At 50.8% G+C, this 18,128-nt stretch carries 9 protein-coding genes; 5 read left to right on the top strand and 4 right to left on the bottom strand.

Going from position 1 to position 18,128, the window contains the following annotated elements:
* Nucleotides 1–18: 18 nt before the first annotated feature.
* Nucleotides 19–9,120 carry a retention module-containing protein gene (locus BZK41_RS15580; RefSeq protein ID WP_079938736.1) on the bottom strand — a complete coding sequence of 3,034 codons (9,102 nt, stop codon included), beginning with the start codon at nucleotides 9,118–9,120 and terminating at the stop codon, nucleotides 19–21.
* A 332-nt stretch (nucleotides 9,121–9,452) separates the two neighbouring features.
* Here BZK41_RS15580 and BZK41_RS15575 point away from each other — a divergent pair, with 332 nt between their 5' ends.
* The 3 genes from BZK41_RS15575 to BZK41_RS15565 all read left to right on the top strand — a co-directional run bounded on the left by BZK41_RS15575 (nucleotide 9,453) and on the right by BZK41_RS15565 (nucleotide 14,439).
* A complete protein-coding gene (locus tag BZK41_RS15575) occupies nucleotides 9,453–10,796 on the top strand; it encodes a TolC family outer membrane protein (protein WP_079938735.1) in 1,344 nt (447 codons plus the stop codon).
* A 90-nt stretch (nucleotides 10,797–10,886) separates the two neighbouring features.
* On the top strand, nucleotides 10,887–13,079 hold the full coding sequence (locus tag BZK41_RS15570) for a type I secretion system permease/ATPase (protein WP_253193769.1): 2,193 nt from the start codon (nucleotides 10,887–10,889) through the stop codon (nucleotides 13,077–13,079).
* Nucleotides 13,066–14,439, top strand: a complete 1,374-nt coding sequence (locus BZK41_RS15565) for an HlyD family type I secretion periplasmic adaptor subunit (protein ID WP_079938733.1) — start codon at nucleotides 13,066–13,068, stop codon at nucleotides 14,437–14,439. The genes BZK41_RS15570 and BZK41_RS15565 overlap by 14 nt, the downstream gene beginning before the upstream one ends.
* Nucleotides 14,440–14,481: 42 nt before the next feature.
* Here BZK41_RS15565 and BZK41_RS15560 read toward each other — a convergent pair whose 3' ends face one another.
* Nucleotides 14,482–15,087 (bottom strand): helix-turn-helix domain-containing protein, encoded by a 606-nt coding sequence (locus BZK41_RS15560; RefSeq protein WP_071687043.1) that lies wholly within the window; start codon nucleotides 15,085–15,087, stop codon nucleotides 14,482–14,484.
* Between the two features lie 455 nt (nucleotides 15,088–15,542).
* On the opposite strand from BZK41_RS15560, the gene BZK41_RS15555 reads away from it, so the two are divergent.
* Both BZK41_RS15555 and BZK41_RS15550 read left to right on the top strand, forming a co-directional pair.
* Complete coding sequence (locus tag BZK41_RS15555) at nucleotides 15,543–16,328, top strand: winged helix-turn-helix domain-containing protein (RefSeq protein ID WP_079938732.1); 786 nt, start codon at nucleotides 15,543–15,545, stop codon at nucleotides 16,326–16,328.
* Nucleotides 16,328–16,840 carry a hypothetical protein gene (locus tag BZK41_RS15550; protein ID WP_079938731.1) on the top strand — a complete coding sequence of 171 codons (513 nt, stop codon included), beginning with the start codon at nucleotides 16,328–16,330 and terminating at the stop codon, nucleotides 16,838–16,840. The genes BZK41_RS15555 and BZK41_RS15550 overlap by 1 nt, the downstream gene beginning before the upstream one ends.
* 152 nt (nucleotides 16,841–16,992) lie before the next feature.
* Here the strand turns inward: BZK41_RS15550 and BZK41_RS15545 are convergent, their stop codons facing one another.
* Nucleotides 16,993–17,526, bottom strand: a complete 534-nt coding sequence (locus BZK41_RS15545) for a 4Fe-4S dicluster domain-containing protein (protein WP_079938730.1) — start codon at nucleotides 17,524–17,526, stop codon at nucleotides 16,993–16,995.
* The gene (locus tag BZK41_RS15540) at nucleotides 17,523–18,119 is read right to left on the bottom strand and encodes a molecular chaperone (RefSeq protein ID WP_079938729.1); all 597 of its coding nucleotides are present in this window, start codon (nucleotides 18,117–18,119) and stop codon (nucleotides 17,523–17,525) included. Before BZK41_RS15540 ends, BZK41_RS15545 begins: the two co-directional genes overlap by 4 nt.
* Between the last annotated feature and the right edge of the window lie 9 nt (nucleotides 18,120–18,128).

Genomic DNA, 18,128 nt, shown 5'->3' with positions numbered 1-18,128 from the left:
CAGGACAGCAGGCAATCGTTAGTGAGTGTGGTTTTGATCGGGTTTAGCAATCAGGTGATCCAACGAGTAGCTCGGAGAATGCAGATCGCTGCTTGCCGGAGTCGACAGTGCAGTATCAATCCCATGCGCCACCTTCGCCGGGCTGGCGATCAGGTGATGATCGCCGCCGCTTTGAATATACTTCGCAATATCCACACCTTCATGCAGTTCACGGGCCAGATCGCTGAGATCAACTTTTTCGAGCACCCCCTTCGCTTTATCATCGGCGCTGAGCACCGCTGTCGCCTGGCCGTGTCCGGTCGCTGCTGGTGCGTAAGACAGAGATAATGCGTTGTCATCGAACAGGTTGTGCAGCGCCTGATGCATCGCTGCATGATTCCCTTTATCCACCGAATGTCCTTTCACTGGCGCGGGATCGTCCATCGTCACGTTCAGCGTTTGCGTGTAAGGTGTGGTATTTCCGTGGTCATCATGCGCCTCGATCAATACGTTCACGCGGTTATGACCAGCCCGGAATGCGGAAGTCTCAACCTCAATATCATAGGTCAGCCCATTATTGCCCTGATGAAGAATAGCATCGTACTGATGACCATTTACCAGCGCTTTAATATGACCGCCGTCCTGTACATCACCGCTCACGCTGCCGGTAATATGCGTGACGGCATCCTGTGATTCGGCACGTGAAATATGGTTGTCCCCGGTAACCTTATCGACGATAAGCGTGGCGTCTGCCTGTTGATCAACAGAATAGCTGTGGGAAGTTGTCTTTGAATACGGGTTGCCCGGCGCATCATGACCTTTAACCTCAACCGAAAACGTGGTGTTCACTTCCATGACATGGCTGTCCACATCAACGTGCCAGACCCGATCGCCATTGCTCAGCGTATCTACCGAACCGGTAAATTCCTGACCGCCAATTTTTAATTTGATCGAATCCCAGACATCAACATCACCGCCAAGATGCCCGGTGACCCTCACCGTCGCGCCCTGGAGTTCCTGATGATTCAAAACGTTATCCGCGGTGACGTTATCAATATCCATCGTTCCCGCAGCGGTTCTGTCGATGGTAATAGTCTTATCGGTATTGACCTTATCACGGTTACCGGCATCGTCATGGGCGATAACATGAGCGAGGATCTTTTGATCGTGAATCAGGTCAGTCGTACTGGCGTCTACGCTAAAGACCTTTTGACCGCAGCTATTTTTAACATCAGCAACCAGATCTTTACCGTTAACGGTGATGGTCACCTGATCGCCAACATCCACGTCCCCGGTCACATAGCCGCTGATGGTGGTTTTCGCATGCTGAGTTTCCTCATTATTCAGCACATCATCGATGGACACCTTATCCAACACGATGCTGGCATCCACCTGCGTGTCGATAGTGACCGTTTTGTCGTTCACGGCATGCATTGGATTCAATGCCGCATCGTGCCCATGCACGCTGACATGAATAGTCGGATCGTTCTGCAGCCCGACCGTACTCACCATCGCTTTGTAACCCAATTGCCCGTTCATATGCGGCAGCTCAATGACTCGCGTATGAACCGTGACACCATCGACGAGAATGTCGACTTTATCACCGAGATGCACATCGCCATCGACCTGACCGCTGACTTCAACGGTTCCTGCTTTTACCTCATCGGCATTGATAACATCGTCACCACCAACGGTATTGATGGTCACGCTGCCCGTTGTCGTCGTATCAATTGAATAATTCTGCGTGAAGCTGGCGGACTGCACATTCTTATGCTCGTCATAACCCATCACTTTCGCCACAATGGCATGATCCGCCAGCAGGTCTTTGGTGTAGATATCAACAGTGTAATGATGGCTCTGGTCCACCGTGGCCGCATATTCATTACCGTTAACCGTCAGGGTCACCTTATCACCCGGATGCACATCTCCCGATACTGAACCCGTTACGGCTATCTTAGGTTGCAGCGATTCCTGCGCATTCAGCACATTGTCCTGCGCGATCTTATCGATAGTGACTCCAGCATCGGCACTCAGATCGACCACTACATGGCTGCTGGCAGAGGCACTCCCCAGGTTTCCATGATCGTCCGTCGCCGTTACCGTCGCCTTAATATCCGGATTATTGTGCAGGTCATTGACGCTGACATCTTTCGACCAAACCCATTGACCATGTTGCAGATGAACAACGGCTGTCAACGTATTACCGTTAACCTGCAGATTCACCACGCTACCGTCATGGATACCTTCACCGCTGACCGTACCGCTAACGGTTACTTTTCCAGCCTGGGCTTCTTTGCCATTTATCACATCATCCCCGGCAATCTTATCCATCGTGACCTGCAGCGGATTTTCCGTGTCTACGGTGATGTTTTTCTGCGCTGAGTCTGTTGCTGTCCCTGCTGCGTTTTTCACTGTAACGGAGACATCAAACGACGGATGCGCCTGAAGCGCTGTGGTCGGGACATCAACCTCATATGCCAGCTGTCCCGGCATAGTCGGGATAGCCTTAACGTGCCCGGTGTATGAAACATTGTTAATAGTAACAATAACGTCATCACCAATATGAACATCGCCAGTCACCAGACCACGGATGGGCGTTGTCGATTTCAGCGCTTCGTCATGATTGAGAACATCATCGCCCGCCACCTTATCAACGGTAAGGTGCACGGTCGGTTGGTGAGGTTGTGTTGTTCCTGTACCCGGCGTTGTCGGTGGGGTGTGCATACCAAAAGGCGTATTGGCAGGGGTGTAAGTATTGGTTACCCACGGGAGATCTATAAATTTATGTTCTACTGCTGTCGCGGTGTTGCCATGATCATCATGGGTGGTGATGGAGACAGTGATATTGCCGTCGTTATTCCAGTACGGAGTCAGAATATCCAGCGTGTAGCCCAGTTTCCCATCCGGGAGGGTAATAACCTGCGTTTCCAGATGCGTGTTGTTGCCCACATCAACTGTAACCAAATCATGAAGCTTCGCATCTGGGGTAACATGCCCGGTTACCGTCACAAATTCAGGGCGGTTTCCTGCTGGCAGGTCCCAACCTCGCCAGTTCATCGCAGAATCAATGGTGATCCCTGCGTCAGCAACGGTATCAACCACCACCGCCATGCTGTCATAACCACGCGCGACGTTGCCTGCCGCATCGGTCGCTGAGACTTCCGCATGGATCTTCGGCGACATCAGCAGATCCAGTGTTGAGACCTGGGTGCTGAACACCAGCCGACCGTACTCATCATGCACCGGCGCATAGTAGGTCTGATGGTTGATAGTCAGTTCCACAACATCACCAACGCGGACGTCGCCGCCGACGCTTCCGGTGACGGTAGTCAGCGGATAATGCGCCTCGGAATAGTTAATTACCGAGTCATGATCTTTGGTGATTAGCGGATCGATATGAACGATAGCTTCCGCGTGCGGGTCAATTGCCACCGCACTGTGCGCATCCGCGGTTGCATTATTACCCGCCGCATCGGTAGTCGTGATAGTCGCAGTAATATGTGGATCGCTTTGCAGCCACTGAGTATCAACATTAATGGAGTAACCCAGTGTGCCCAGATTTGGCAGGTGCGTCACTGTGGCATCAATCATATGGCCACCGATATTCAGGTGCACCAGATCATTAATTTTCGCGTCACCACCGACTGTACCACTAATGGTCGTTAAAGACTTACCCAGTTCAACGCCGTTCAGTACATCATCCCCTGTTACGGGGTCAATGGTAATTTCGGCCTCAGCTTTACTGTCCAGATTAACATCATGGTGCGCCACAATATGGGCATGGTTCTGCGCCGCATCCGTCACATCCATTGAGACTTCAATATGCGGGCTGGCAACCAGATCGGCGGTCGACACCGGAAGATGGAAACCCATCTGATGGTTGCCACGATCTTCCACCACCCCGGCATAGTTATGGCCATTGATGGTCATGGTAAACGGATCGCCAGGATGGACCTCACCGCTCACCGTACCGCTCACTATCGTATAGCCATGCATTTGCTCTGCAAGATTCAGCGTATTATCCGGCATCACGGCATCAATGGTTATCTGCGCATCCACACGGGTATCGATAATAACGGTGGTTTCTGCATTGGCCGTGGCCGGGTTGCCCGCGCCATCGGTGGTGCTCACCGTCGCGGTTAAATGCGGATCGGAGATCAGGTCTGCGGTGCTGACTTTAATGCTGTAGCCGAGAACTCCGCCCCCCACATCGTGCACTTTTCCCGTCAGGACGTGACCATTAACGGTGAGATAAACGACGTCATTTACATGAACATCCCCGGCCACTTTCCCGGTTATCCAGGTGAATGGCTGTTTTGATTCATCGCCGTTGACCATGTTATCGCCAGTGACCGGATCGATCGTCAGCATTGCCTTAGCATGTAAATCAACCACCAGGTCGTGCGTTATTTCCGCTTTATGAAAATTATGCACATCATCTTTGCCGACTACGCGGGCAACGATATGCGGGTCTTTGACCAGATCGCGGCTCAGAACGTCCAGCTTATATCCCAGCGCATTGTTATGTTCCGGGAGTTGCTGAACGATTGTGTCGTAAGTATGGCCGTTGACAATAACCTGAACTTTAGTCCCTACATGCACATCGCCCGAAACCGTCCCCATCACCTCAGTGAGGTGTTTCGCGGCTTCTGCGCCGTTCAGCTTGTCATCGCCTGCCACCGTATCAACGGTGATTTTAGCATCGGCATGGTTATCAATATGCACAACACGGGTTGCGGTAGTAATGACCTCATTTTGCACCGCATCGTGAGAGATAACCGTGACGCTCACGGTCACATCTTTATCCTGATCGGTTTTATTATCGCTGAACACCGTTGAGTTGACCGGGACCTGATACCCTAATTGACCGCCGCCAAGATCAATCACCTTGCCGTTAAACGTCTGCTTATTAATTTCAACGCTCACCGCATCGCCAACCTGCGCGTCACCACCCACCATGCCGCTGATGAGCTGCATCGGCGTATCCAGCTCAAGATGGTTAAGTTTGCCGTCATCAGTGACGTTATCAATATGGACGGTACTTTGCGCCTGCGTATCCAGCGTAACGGTTCGATGCTCCACCGCAACCGCCTGATTGCCCACATCATCGTGACTGACCAGCGTCACCATCACGTCGTTGCTGCCTTCTTGCAACACACCTGTTGGAACAAACACTTCGTAGCGCAGAACGCCGTGATCGTTAACCACCGTGCCGCTAAAGTCCTGTGTTTGTCCCTGTACATGGACAGTCACCACATCGCCCGCTTTGGCATCCAGGCCTTTCGCGATACCGCTAATCAGCGTCGGCATGCGGTTTTCAATCGCGTTTACCACATCATCCGACGCGACGATATTCGTCGTCACCGCGTTTTTGGCAAAGTTATCGATATGAACTTTATGGCTATCGGTAGCGATGGCAAGGTTACCCGCCGCGTCATGAGAGGTGACCGTGACGTGTACATCGACATCGGTCAACACATGGTCGCTGTTGTTCGCAAACGACGATGAGTCCACATCAATGCTGTAACCCAGATGCCCGTGACCAAGGTCAATGACCTTGCTATCGTACTGATGACCATTAACCACCAGTTGTATTGGGTCGCCGACTTTCGCATCTTCCCCACCGACAATGCCCGTAATACGCTGTGTTGTCGCGGACAGTTCCTGGTAATTGAGGACATTGTCCGTAGCGATATTATCCAGCGAGATAGTGTTATGCGCATGAGTATCAAGGGTGACAATACGGTGCGACTCACTGGTTACTTCATTGCCCAGTGCGTCATGGCTGACCAGTGTCGCAACCACTGCGTTCTTACCTTCATGCAGGGTTCCATGTGGCAGAACCACTTCATAACGTAGCTGGCCGTTTTCGTTGACCACCTTGCCGTTAAAGTCTTGCCCATGAAGGCTTATTTTCACCGCATCGCCCACTTTGGCATCGCCGCCAGCGACGATGCTGATTATGGTAGGCATCCGATTTTCAATGGCGTTGACCACATTGTCCGTGGCCACTGCGTCAATTTTAAGCGTGTTTTCCGCGTAGTTATCGATATGGACTTTATGGGAATCCGTCGCGATCGCCAGGTTTCCCGCTGCGTCATGAGAGGTGACCATCGCGGTAATTTTCACATTCGTCAACACATGACCGCTGTTATCAGCAAATGCAGAAGAATCCACATCGATGCTATAACCCAGCTTACCGCGGCCAAAATCAATCACCTTACCGCTGTACTGATGGCCATTTATCTCCAGTAAGACCGGATCGTTTACCTTTGCATCCTCACCGCCAACGAAACCGGTAATCGTCTGTTTAGCCGCCGACAGCTCAGTAAAGTTCAGGGTGTTATCGGCGGTGACATCATGAATATTGACAGTGTTATGCGCTTTGGTGTCCAGTACCACGGTTCGGTGCGCGAGCGCGGTCACTTCGTTGCCCGCCACATCGTGGCTGACCAGCGAGACCACCACCTCATTTTTGCCTTCCAACAAGGCCGCTTTCGGCAGCGCCACTTCATAGCGCAACTGGCCGTTATCATTAACGACCGTTCCGGTATAGTTTTGCCCATGCATGCTAACAGTGACCACATCGCCTGCTCTGGCATCACCGCCAGCTGCACCGCTAATCAGCGTTACCATACGGTTTTCAATGGCGTTGACTACATCATCCGTCGCTACCGCATCAATGCTGACCTGGTTGATAGCGAAGTTATCAATGTGCACGCTGTGAGTGCCGGTGGCGATCGCCAGGTTACCCGCCGCATCGTGAGAGGTGACCGTGACCTTCACTTCCACATTACCGTCAATCGGTACGCTGTTGTTGGCAAAGTCAGAAGTATCTACCGTGATGCGGTAGCCCAGCGCATTGTTGCCTAAATCGATAACCTCCCCGCGGTACTGGTGACCGTTAATCTCGAGTTGAACCGGATCGCCGGGTTTAGCATCTTCATTGCTGCCGATGGAGCCGGAGATGACCTGGTTACGAGTGTACAGCTCACTACGATTCAGGGTGTTATCGCTGTCTACATCATTAATTGTCAGAGAGTTGTGCGCCTGAGTGTCCAGCGTGATGGTACGGTGCGCCAGCGCGGTCACTTCGTTACCCGCCGCATCATGGCTGACCAGCGTTACCACTACATCGTTTTTGCCTTCCGCCAAAGTTCCTGTCGGTAATGCCACTTCGTAACGCATCTGGCCGTTATCATCGACCACCGTACCGGTAAAAATCTGCCCCTGTACGCTGACGCTGACCGCATCGCCTGGTTTAGCATCACCACCCGCCACACCATTTATTAGCGTCGTCATACGATTTTCAATGGCGTTGACCACATCATCCGTTGCTACCGCGCCAATGTTGACCTGATTAGTCGCGAGATTATCAATGTGTACGCTGTGGGTATCGGTGGCAATCGCCAGGTTACCCGCTGCATCATGGGAGGTGACGCTGACCTTCACTTCCACATTCCCATCTACCGGGGTGCTGTTATTCGCAAAGTCGGAAGCGTTAACCGCAATACGGTAGCCCAGCGTGTTATTGCCGAGATCGATAACCTGACCGTTGTACTGATGACCGTTAATCTCCACCAGTAGCGGGTCACCTACTTTAGCGTCTTCGCCGCTGACGGTACCGGAAATCACCTGATTGCGCATATACAGCTCTACACGGTTCAGGGTGTTATCGTCGGTCACATTGTCGATAGTCAGCACGTTATGCGCCTGGGTATCCAGCACCACGGTGCGGTGCGTCACGGCAGTGGCTTCATTGCCTACCGCGTCATGGCTGACCAGCGTCACCTGCACATCGTTGGCCCCCTCTTTGAGGGTTGCGGAAGGCACAACGATTTCATAGCGGAGCTGACCATGATCGTCGAAAACCGTGCCGTGAAAAGTTTTACCCTGAATGGTCAACGTGACCGGATCACCCGCTTTCGCATCACCGCTGGCAACGCCAGAAATAATGGTCGGCATACGAGACTCATTAGCGTTGACGACATCATCATTCGCCACCGTTTCAATGGTCACGGCATTTTGCGCATACAGGTCGTTATCGACATGATGATCCGTGGAAACAATGGTGGTGTTTCCTGCATCGTCAGTAGAAGTTAATGTGGCGTGAATGTTCGGGTCATTCAGTAACCCCTGAGTCTGTACCGGTATGGTATAAGTCAGAGTCCCATTACCCGGGTCGGTAACAACACCGGTATATTCTTTACCATCAACCAATAAAGTGACGACATCGCCTGGTTTAGCATCGCCGCCAACCGTCCCGTGGATCAGGGTTTGCGGTTGACGTGACTCTTCGTAGTTAATGAGGTTATCCGGCGTGACGTTATCAACGGTAATGTCGATGTTTGGTCCGGTAATATCAATCAGCGCATGGTCAAAACTTTCAGCCGTTCGTCCCGTCACATCGGTCGCAATTGCCACCACTGTTACATTTCCCGGAACCAGTCCCCCCAGATCGGTATCAATATTCCAGTGCCCGTTGCTCACCGGAACAGTAACGGTAAATGTGTTTTTTTGGCTATCGGTGAAGGTGAGTGTGATGTGATTTTGATTACTGGTGCCGCTTAAATGGGTCTGGTGGAATTCATTTTTGTTAATGAAACCGTCGTTGCCGGCAAACTCGGTAATTTGCACCTCAGGCGGGAAAACACTCGCGGAACCGGCATCAATCCCCCCAACTGGCAAGTTGATATCCCAGTTCGGGCTTCCCAGACCTTTGGTGTTAAAACCTGCTGTCGGATCAACCACCTGTCCGGTTAATTCAAGCTGAACCAGTGTATGACCGCCGCCGCCACCTTCCAGGGTTACTGGCGCTTCATTACCTGCAGCCGTGGCTTCCAGCACCTGCGTCGGGTCAGCGCCATCGGCAATGGCCTTTTGTGCAGCGGCAATATCCTGAGCGCTACTGTCCGGATTATGGCTGGCCTGTAGCCCGTGCTCACCCCAATGGCTATTACGGCCTATATCAAGCGTTTTTCCGTCTGGTAAAGAGATACTTACCGCGCCGCTGGCTCCGGTTACAATTTCCTCACCGCTATATACCCTGTCGCCTTCATGAACCTGTCGTTGCACGCCATTGGCATCAACAACGTAAACCTGTCCAATGATTGCTTTGATCACACCGAGTAATTTGCTCACCGTAACCTCACTTAATTACCATCATTATTTTTATAAACTCGTTAATATATTAACGAACAAATATCACATTCAATTAATGTAAACATTAATATCTCAATGTAGAAAAAAACACATTTTATAGAATGCAATTACATGAGACTTGACTGGCAAATGAATATAATAAAAAATAACCAAAAATAAAACACGATGTGACAAAACATGTCGCTGAATAGCTGATTACAGCCATCAATTAAGATAATTCACATTTGTTAATTAATATAACGTGTTTGTAAAAATGGATGATAGCGACGACAACTGGATGTCATAACCGTGAGATATAAGGCATTCATGTCATGAAGAAGTTTTTAGTTTTTCTGCTTTCATTTTTTTCAATAAATGCAGTTAACGCAGAAGACTTACAAAATACCGTTAAAGATGCATTAGCGAATCATCCTGAAGTTAATGCTGCAATAAATAGTCGTTATTCCTCGGAGCAAGAACTGCGGGCGGCTCAAGGTGGTTATTTGCCATCACTGAATTTAAATGCCGAGGCCGGGCGCAAAAATGTTGATGATGCAACTACCCGCGCGGCAGGCCGCAATAACGGTCTGACTCAGTCACCTAACGAGGCGACTATCAGCCTTGAGCAAAATGTATTCAACGGTTTTGCCACCAACAGCGAAGTGGCGCGGCAAAAAGCGACCGTAGACTCACGCGCCTACGGTGTGATGAACACCAGCGAAAGCACCGCTTATGCGGTGATTCAGGCCTATTTCGACGTGCTGCAACGCGAAGAATTTGTTCGCCTTGCCGAAGACGATCTGGCGAACCACGAGCGCATTTACGACCAGATAAAACTGCGTACCGATCAGGGCGTTGGGCGCTCCGGGGATTTTATGCAGGCCGAAGCGCGTCTGGCACAGGCGCGTAACAACCTGCTGACCGAGCAGACTAACCTTGAAGACGCGAAAACCACCTTTGTCAGCGTGACGGGCATGGACCCGCAGGGCTTAAGCCAGCCAGAGAGCATTGACTCTCAACTGCCAACCTCGCTGGAAGATGCCAAAAGTCGGATGGAAAAAAATAATCCATTACTGAAGTCTGCCAATGCGGATATCGAAGCTGCGCACCAGCAGTACGAAGCGTCGAAATCAACCTTCTATCCACGTGTGGACGTTGAGCTTTCCCGTGGGATTAGCAACAACACCGATACCACCCGCGCACACACCGAAGAGTGGGAAGCGATGGTCAAACTGCATTACAACCTGTACCAGGGTGGCAGCGACAAAGCCAACATGAACTCCCGTGCTTATCTGCACAAGCAGGCCCAGGATGTACGTAATAACACGCTGCGCCAACTGAATCAGGAGTTGCGCCTGGCCTGGACCGCACTGCAAAACGCGCGCGCTCAGCTTCCTTCGGCAGAAGAATACGCCGACCGCAGCGTCAAAGTGCGCACGGCTTATCAGGATCAATTTAGTCTTGGCGAGCGTACGCTGCTGGATTTACTCGATAGTGAAAATGAAGTGTTCTCCTCTAAACGCCGTCTTGTTGAATTACGTTATCTGGCCATGACCAGTGGCTACCGTATTAGCGAACGCACCGGGGAATTAATGAACATTCTAAAAATTACACCGCCGCCTTCGGGGCAACCGGTAGATTCAGCAGAAGAAAATAACTTACCGGAACTTCATTAATAATTATTAATCCCCCAATAAATCTCTGACCTGCACGCTTATTATTAGCTTGCTATTATTTAATAGTGCACGGTCAGAATGGTTGCGAAAATGAGTGCACAAGCCGAATTATTAAATGACGTCCCTGAGAATTACACCACCCCTAATTCTCAACATCACGACCCACGTAGCCATAATGACGACCCGTTATTAGATAGCTTACTAATTCTGTGTTCTCTGCACGGAAAACCGGCGAGTCGTTCAACACTAAGCAGTGGCTTGCCATTAGAAAACGATCGGCTCACGCTGAATATATTTCCACGCGCGGCGGCAAGGGCCGGTTTAAAGGCGCGAGTCGTCACACGCACGCTCGATAAAATTCCAGCGATGTCTCTGCCAGCGGTCTTGTTATTGAACTCTGGGGGAACCGGGGTGTTGTTGGCCTGGAACGATGACGGTAGCGCCCGCTTTATGCCCAGCGAAAGCGAAGGTGGGGAAATTTGCGTTGATGCCGCCACGCTTGAGCAAAACTATGCGGGCAAAGTCATTTTTGCGCATCCGCGCCACGAATTCGATTTGCAGGCAGAGGCCTTTCTGCCGCGTACTAAATCCTGGTTTAAAGACACGCTGAAGTTGTCGCGTTTTCTGTATATGGATGCGGTGTTGGCCAGTCTGTTAATCAACTTGATCGCACTCGGCACTCCGCTCTTTACCATGAACGTCTATGACCGCGTCGTGCCGAACCAGGCAACTGTCACGCTATGGGTCTTGGCAGTCGGTATCTGCCTGGCTTTTGTCTTTGATCTGATTTTAAAAATGCTGCGCGGTATCTGCCTTGATATTGCAGGTAAGAAAAGCGATCTCATCATCTCTTCGACCCTGTTTGAGCGCATTATCGGTATGGAGATGAAAGAGCGCCCGGCGCGCGTGGGCAGCTTTGCACAAAACATTCACGAGTTTCAGTCACTGCGTGATTTTCTCTCATCCCTTACTTTGACGACGATTATCGATCTGCCCTTCACCCTGTTACTGCTGGTTGTTATTGGCATTATCGGCGGCGCGCTGGCATGGATCCCGGTACTGACATTACCGATTGCCCTGTTGTGCAGTTGGGTACTACAAAAACCGGTCAACGCCGCGGTGGCAAAAACCATGAGCCTCGCCAGCGAACGCCAGGCGCTACTGATTGAAACCCTGAGCAGTCTGGATGCCATCAAAGTGAATAATGCCCAGAGCGAACGCCAGTTCCAGTGGGAACAAACGCTGGGTAGCCTGAGCCGTCTCGAACTGCGGGTGAAAACCTTATCCAGTCTGGCCAGCAACCTCACCGGCTGGTTCCAGCAAATTTCAGGTGTGGTGATGATCATCGTCGGGGTGTACATGATTATCGACGGCAAACTGAGTATGGGTGGTTTGATCGCCTGCTACATGCTTAACGGTCGCGCCTTGATGCCGCTGGGCCAGCTCACCGGCCTTATCGCCCGCTATCAGCAGGCGAAGCTGACCATCAAAAATACTGAGAAAATGATGTCGCTGACGCAGGAGCGCCGTGCGGATGAAAACCCGCTCAAGCGTGAACAGTTACAGGGCAGCATTGAATTTCGCGATGTGGATTTCAGCTATCCGGAGCAACAAAACCTGTCGCTGCACAAAATTAACCTGACCATTCAGCCCGGTGAACGCATCGGCATTATCGGGCGCAGCGGTTCCGGTAAAAGTTCACTGAGTAAACTTATTGTCAATTTATACCAGCTGAGCGCCGGGAACCTGCTGATTGACGGTATCGACTCTCGTCAGTTGGATGTGAACGATCTGCGCCACAGCATCGGCTACGTGCCGCAGGATATCCAGCTATTCAATGGCACGCTGCGCGATAACCTGCTGTGCGGAGCGCGCTATGTCGATGACGAAACTATGCTGCGAGCGGCAGAGCTGGCGGGCGTCAACGAATTCGCGCGCCTGCATCCCGACGGCTATAACCTGCAGGTCGGCGAACGCGGCTCCCAGCTTTCCGGCGGGCAACGGCAGGCGGTGGCCCTTGCACGCGCGCTGTTGCTTGATCCCCCACTCCTGCTACTGGATGAACCCACCAGTTCGATGGACAACACCAGCGAAGAGAAGATCAAACACGCGCTGGCCCCCTGTATCGCGGGAAAAACGTTATTACTGGTCACACACCGCGCTTCCATGCTGTCGCTGGTTGACCGTCTGATTATTGTTGATAAAGGTCGCATCATCGCAGACGGTCCGAAAGGGGTAGTGATGGATGCGTTGAAAAAGGGGCAAATTAATGCGTCTCGCTGATCTCCTGACTCGTGCCCGCAGCTATATGCAGCACTATTTTCGCGGTCGTGATGAAAATCAAACCGACAGTATTAATGAGGTTAGCCAGGCCATAATTGATGACGCCCCAAGAGTGATACGACTGACGCTGTGGGTGATCTTCGCGCTGGTAGTGCTGTCCTTCATCTGGGCTGGCTTTGCCAAAATAGATGAAGTGACACGCGGTGAAGGCAAAGCGATCCCTTCATCAAAACTGCAAAAAATCCAGAACCTGGAAGGGGGAATTGTCACCGAGCTGTATGTGCATGAAGGGCAAATCGTTAACGCCGGAACCCCATTACTGCACCTCGATGACACGCGTTTCGCCTCCAACGTTGGCGAAACTGAAGCCGACAAACTCGGTCTGCGCGCCAAGGTAGAACGTCTGACGGCTGAAGTTGAAAACCGGGACTTTGTAATTTCACCCGAGATAGCCAGCCAGGCACCGGATGTCGCCCGGGGAGAAACCGAGCTTTATAACAGCCGTCGGGAACAATTTCACAACGAAATATCCGGGCTCGAAGAACAGCTGGTGCAGAAAAAGCAGGAGCTGCGCGACTTTGAGTCAAAGGAAGAACAGTTTAAGCACAGCCTCGGGTTAATCCGTCAGGAAATCAAAATGTCCGAGCCGCTGCTCGCTTCAGGCGCCATTTCAAAAGTCGAGCTGCTGCGCCTGCGTCGTACCGAAGTGGAAACCGCCGGGCAGCTCAATTCTATTAGTTTGTCGCTGCCCAAGGCCACGTCAGAGATTAAAGAGATTGAGAATAAAATTGGTGAAAGCCGTGGCCGTTTCCAGAGCGATGCACTGGCCCAACTCAATGAGGCGCGTACGAATCTGAGCAAGACGCAGGCCAGCGTTAAAGCACTGGAGGATCGGGTGAATCGTACCATGGTCACCTCACCGGTGCGGGGTATCGTCCAACAGGTAATGGTGAATACTATCGGCGGCGTCATTCAACCGGGCAGCGATCTGGTGGAAATAGTGCCGCTGGATGACAAACTGTTAATCGAAGCCAAAATACAGCCGCGCGATATCGCCTTCCTCCATCCGGGTCAACATGCGATGGTGAAATTTACCGCTTACGATTACACCATCTATGGCGGTCTGCAAGGCGAAGTAGTGCAGATAAGCCCGGACACCGTTACCGATAAGCAGGGCCGCAGCTTTTATATTGTGCGTTTGCAAACGGACAAAAACTACCTGGGAACAAAAGAGCATCCGATGCTGATCATTCCCGGCATGGTGGCGAGCGTCGATATTCTCACCGGTAAGAAAACGATTCTGAGCTACCTGTTAAAACCGATTATTCGCGCACGCGCGGAAGCACTCAGAGAACGTTGATCGGTTGCGCTCCCTTACATTTTTGCCGGGGAGCGCATGAGTTTATAACGGCGTGCAAAAAGAGAGCTTTCCACGATTCAGGATGATTTTCCCGTCATTAACCAGTTCCTGTAACACCTTATGGATGGCGCTACGTGAGATATGGTTACGGGTCAAAATAAAAGTATACACGGACGTTTTCTCACGTACCCCAGGCTCCATCGCCCAGATATATTTCACGTGTTCAATAATCTGCTCACGTATAGTGCGGTGCGACTGCAACGCCTCACGCTGGAAATAACGTTGAAGATGATGCGTTAAGATATCAAACGCCTGCTTCCATAAGTTTTTAGCGGTAAACAGGAGATCGGCATTTTGTACGCTCATCGCCCACATTTCACAATCGGTATCACAACGTAAATAGTGGCCAGCCACTTCCGTACGCATTTGTGGCAGGCCGAGAATGGCAGGTGCAGAAATACTCACCGTGACTAAATCGTTTTCCACACGATAAACAGAGACAGTCCCTTTCTCCAGAAATAAGATATGTCCATCGGTCTTCAAATCAATACGCTGACGTTTTTTACGTAACGACAGCCATGCATTATCCGACTTCTTCATTTCATCGCCAACGAGCACTACAGCATTTTCAATTTCTTTCTGGAACATGGGACTCTCTACCGCAAATTATGGCTTAGTCAAAAAGATGGTTAAATTTACTCAGCACTAAAAATAAATGTCAGCTCACAAACAAGCTGACATTTATTCCCATCTACATCTACCACCGGCATTCCCTGGTGCCATTGACGCGTTAAGGTTCATGCTGTTTTCGCGTGGTGGTGCCAGGCAGTATATGGCGCTGTCCATAAAGAATTAATGGCAATCATCTTTGTCGACATTTTTTCATCTTTCTGTTCTTTACAGAGTAGCCAAAAAGATACAATCAGTTGATTTTAATGAGCTTTATTTTCATTAAAAAGTTATCATTCTTGTTATATCATGATACTAAATTGCAACACTTCGCGGTTCTCGCTGTGGGATCAGGTCCATACTGGTGGTCTTTATAGGCTCAGTGGTATCATGACTAACCAACCACCAGACGCATCACCAAGAGTAGAGACAATATGTCTGAGACTGGCAATGTCAGTTATCTGATTGAAAATAGAATAATATTTACGCCAGCCACCCAATGTCTGGCGCGGGTAGATCACCCCAATCAGCGGATAAAACTCAAACACTCAGCGTCGCTATGTCTTTTATTACTTATTCAACATCGCGGGCAAGTGGTTTCGCAAAACGAATTGCTGGAATTCGGTTGGGGTAAAAATCACCGCCAGGTGAGTTTCAACGCCTTTTATCAAAGCATTCTCTCGTTGCGTAAAAGCTTGCTGCAGCTGGAACTAGAACAACCGCTGATTACAACGATCCCCCGCAAAGGGCTGATCATTCAGGAAGAGTTTGATATTCAGGTCATTGAAACACCGGAGGAGAACGCTGCTTCTGCTGAAGAATCCTTAGCATCAGATGCCACTATTGAGGAATTTTTGGCTGACAGACCGCGTCAACCTTTGATAACGACAGCAGAAACGATAATGTTGGCACTTACCCTTATAATTTGTGTGCTTATATTATATCCGTGGCAAGCCAGCGATGATTATTTCTCCGGCTATATCGCCGCGACCAAAACACCAACAGGCTGTCAGTATTATTTCAATAACGATGCCAGTAACTTCTCCCGGCATACCGCGTTTATCGACAAAAACCCAGGATTGTGTCAGAGCCATAAATTTATTTATATCACAACTTATCCTGAGTCTAAGAAACTGTCCGCGCTGGTGTGTCGCTCACCGATAAAAGCCAGACAGGGAAACGCCTGTCAGCCGGTATATTACCCACGGTATGATAGCTAATGAATTTATATCCCCGAACTTCCCGCATCCAGACAGGTATTATCCTGCTGCTTTGTTTTGCTGCGCTAATTCTTACTGTCGTCTATCGGTACAGTAAGAACAATGGCGGATTACAGGATCTTACCTGCCGCTCAGCCATCGAAATTGTACGCAATACAAGCTCGTTCCGAGGGATTATTGATATCAAAACCGGGGGCAGTAAAGGTATTGTGAATATTGATGGCATTATCAAAGATGCTGAAAATAATGAGCAGACCGTGCAACGCATGGTACTTTTTACACAATCCAGCTACGGCTCAAGCCCGGTTTGGATTTCACAGAAAATCCAAATTTCCAATCGCGAAACGGCTCCCGCCAGCCTTATTCAGGAACTCCTCCCCGACTTTTTCCTGACCAACACCAGCGTATCCAACGTCGATTTTTTTGCGCTGAACAGCGCGACATACCTGATTACCAAAGAGGGGATCCCCTATCTGTACTGCCAGAATTATGCTTTGCCGGAAAATGAATAATCAATAAGCGTTCTGGCGGCAAAACCTACGGATGAATCTCAGCCGTTGATGGAATATCTCCGAGCCTGAAGGCAAATCTGCCCTATAAATATCAGTTAAACCTGCGGCAATTCAGTACACGGGAAGACACCACGCAATTCCAGGCTGGAGGGTTATCTCAGTCTGATGGCATCAGCGTTACACTGCACCCGGCATTCACCACAGCCTGTGCAGCGATCGCTGTCCAGCACAGGGATCCCCGCCGCGCCGATGGTACAGGCCTGTTCGGGGCATGCCCCGATACACTGGTTGCACGGACGTAATGGATTAATGCAGGCAGTACTGAACGTCGGGCGCAGTCCGGTATTAAAACGCGTCTGTATACGCAGCGCATCGCTCTGGCATGCGGTGATGCACAAGCCACAGCCATCGCAACTGGCATACTCAATAGCCAGTTGCGGGTAACCGTCTTCATGATGGATCAGAATCCCCATTTGGCAGGCATCAATACACTGGTTACAGCGAGTACATTGTGCGATGAATTGTGCCTCAGGCACAGCACCCGGCGGAAGCGGGTGTGCCAATTGAGATACCGGCAACGTCGGTGTCGTGTGTTTTGCCGCACTGACAAACGCACGAAATAGCCCGCGTCGACTAACATGTCGATGCGTCATCAGCGCCTGATAATATTTCTCTGACTTGTTCATCCGAAGTACAGCCGTTTCACCGCAGGTTGCAATGCACGCTGCTGCTCCATATCCTGCAGATAACACGCGGTTACAGCGGCAAGACGCGTATAGAACGGGCTCACTGCGCTGTCCTGCACTCGTTCCAGGTAGCGATATCCCCACGGTAGCAGATGCGCCTCGAATAACTGATTCACCGCCGCGTCTTTACCTGCCTCCAGCAACGCGCTACTGGCTAACAGCATCAGGCCAAACTGATCGTCGGGTTCGCTCTGGTGCGAGTCAAACGCCATTCCCTGCGACTGTAAAAATGCGCGGTATTCCGAGGTGGTATCCCCCATCAACAAATTATCGCGTTCCAGCCAGACGGACCCCCACGGCGGTGCGGGCATTTCCCCCTGCCCTTCAAATAGCACGGAAAACTGCCACGCAAGGTCATCTGCATCTGGCAAGGGCCAGTCAGCACACAACCTGACTATCTGCGCCGGATCGCGCCACGGGTACAGTTCGGGCAGCGTGGGTAGGCTGTCGAACAGCGCTTTCACCTCCGGGCGTTCGGGTGAGTAGTAAAATAATGCACCAAGGATCCTCGGTAATACGGCACTGGTTGGCATAATGGAAAC

The sequence above is a fragment of the Citrobacter sp. A316 genome (assembly GCF_002042945.1).
GTDB classification, from domain to species: Bacteria; Pseudomonadota; Gammaproteobacteria; order Enterobacterales; family Enterobacteriaceae; genus Citrobacter; species Citrobacter portucalensis.
Note: the sequence above shows the minus strand (reverse complement) of the source record. Positions and strands in the feature narration are given on the sequence as shown.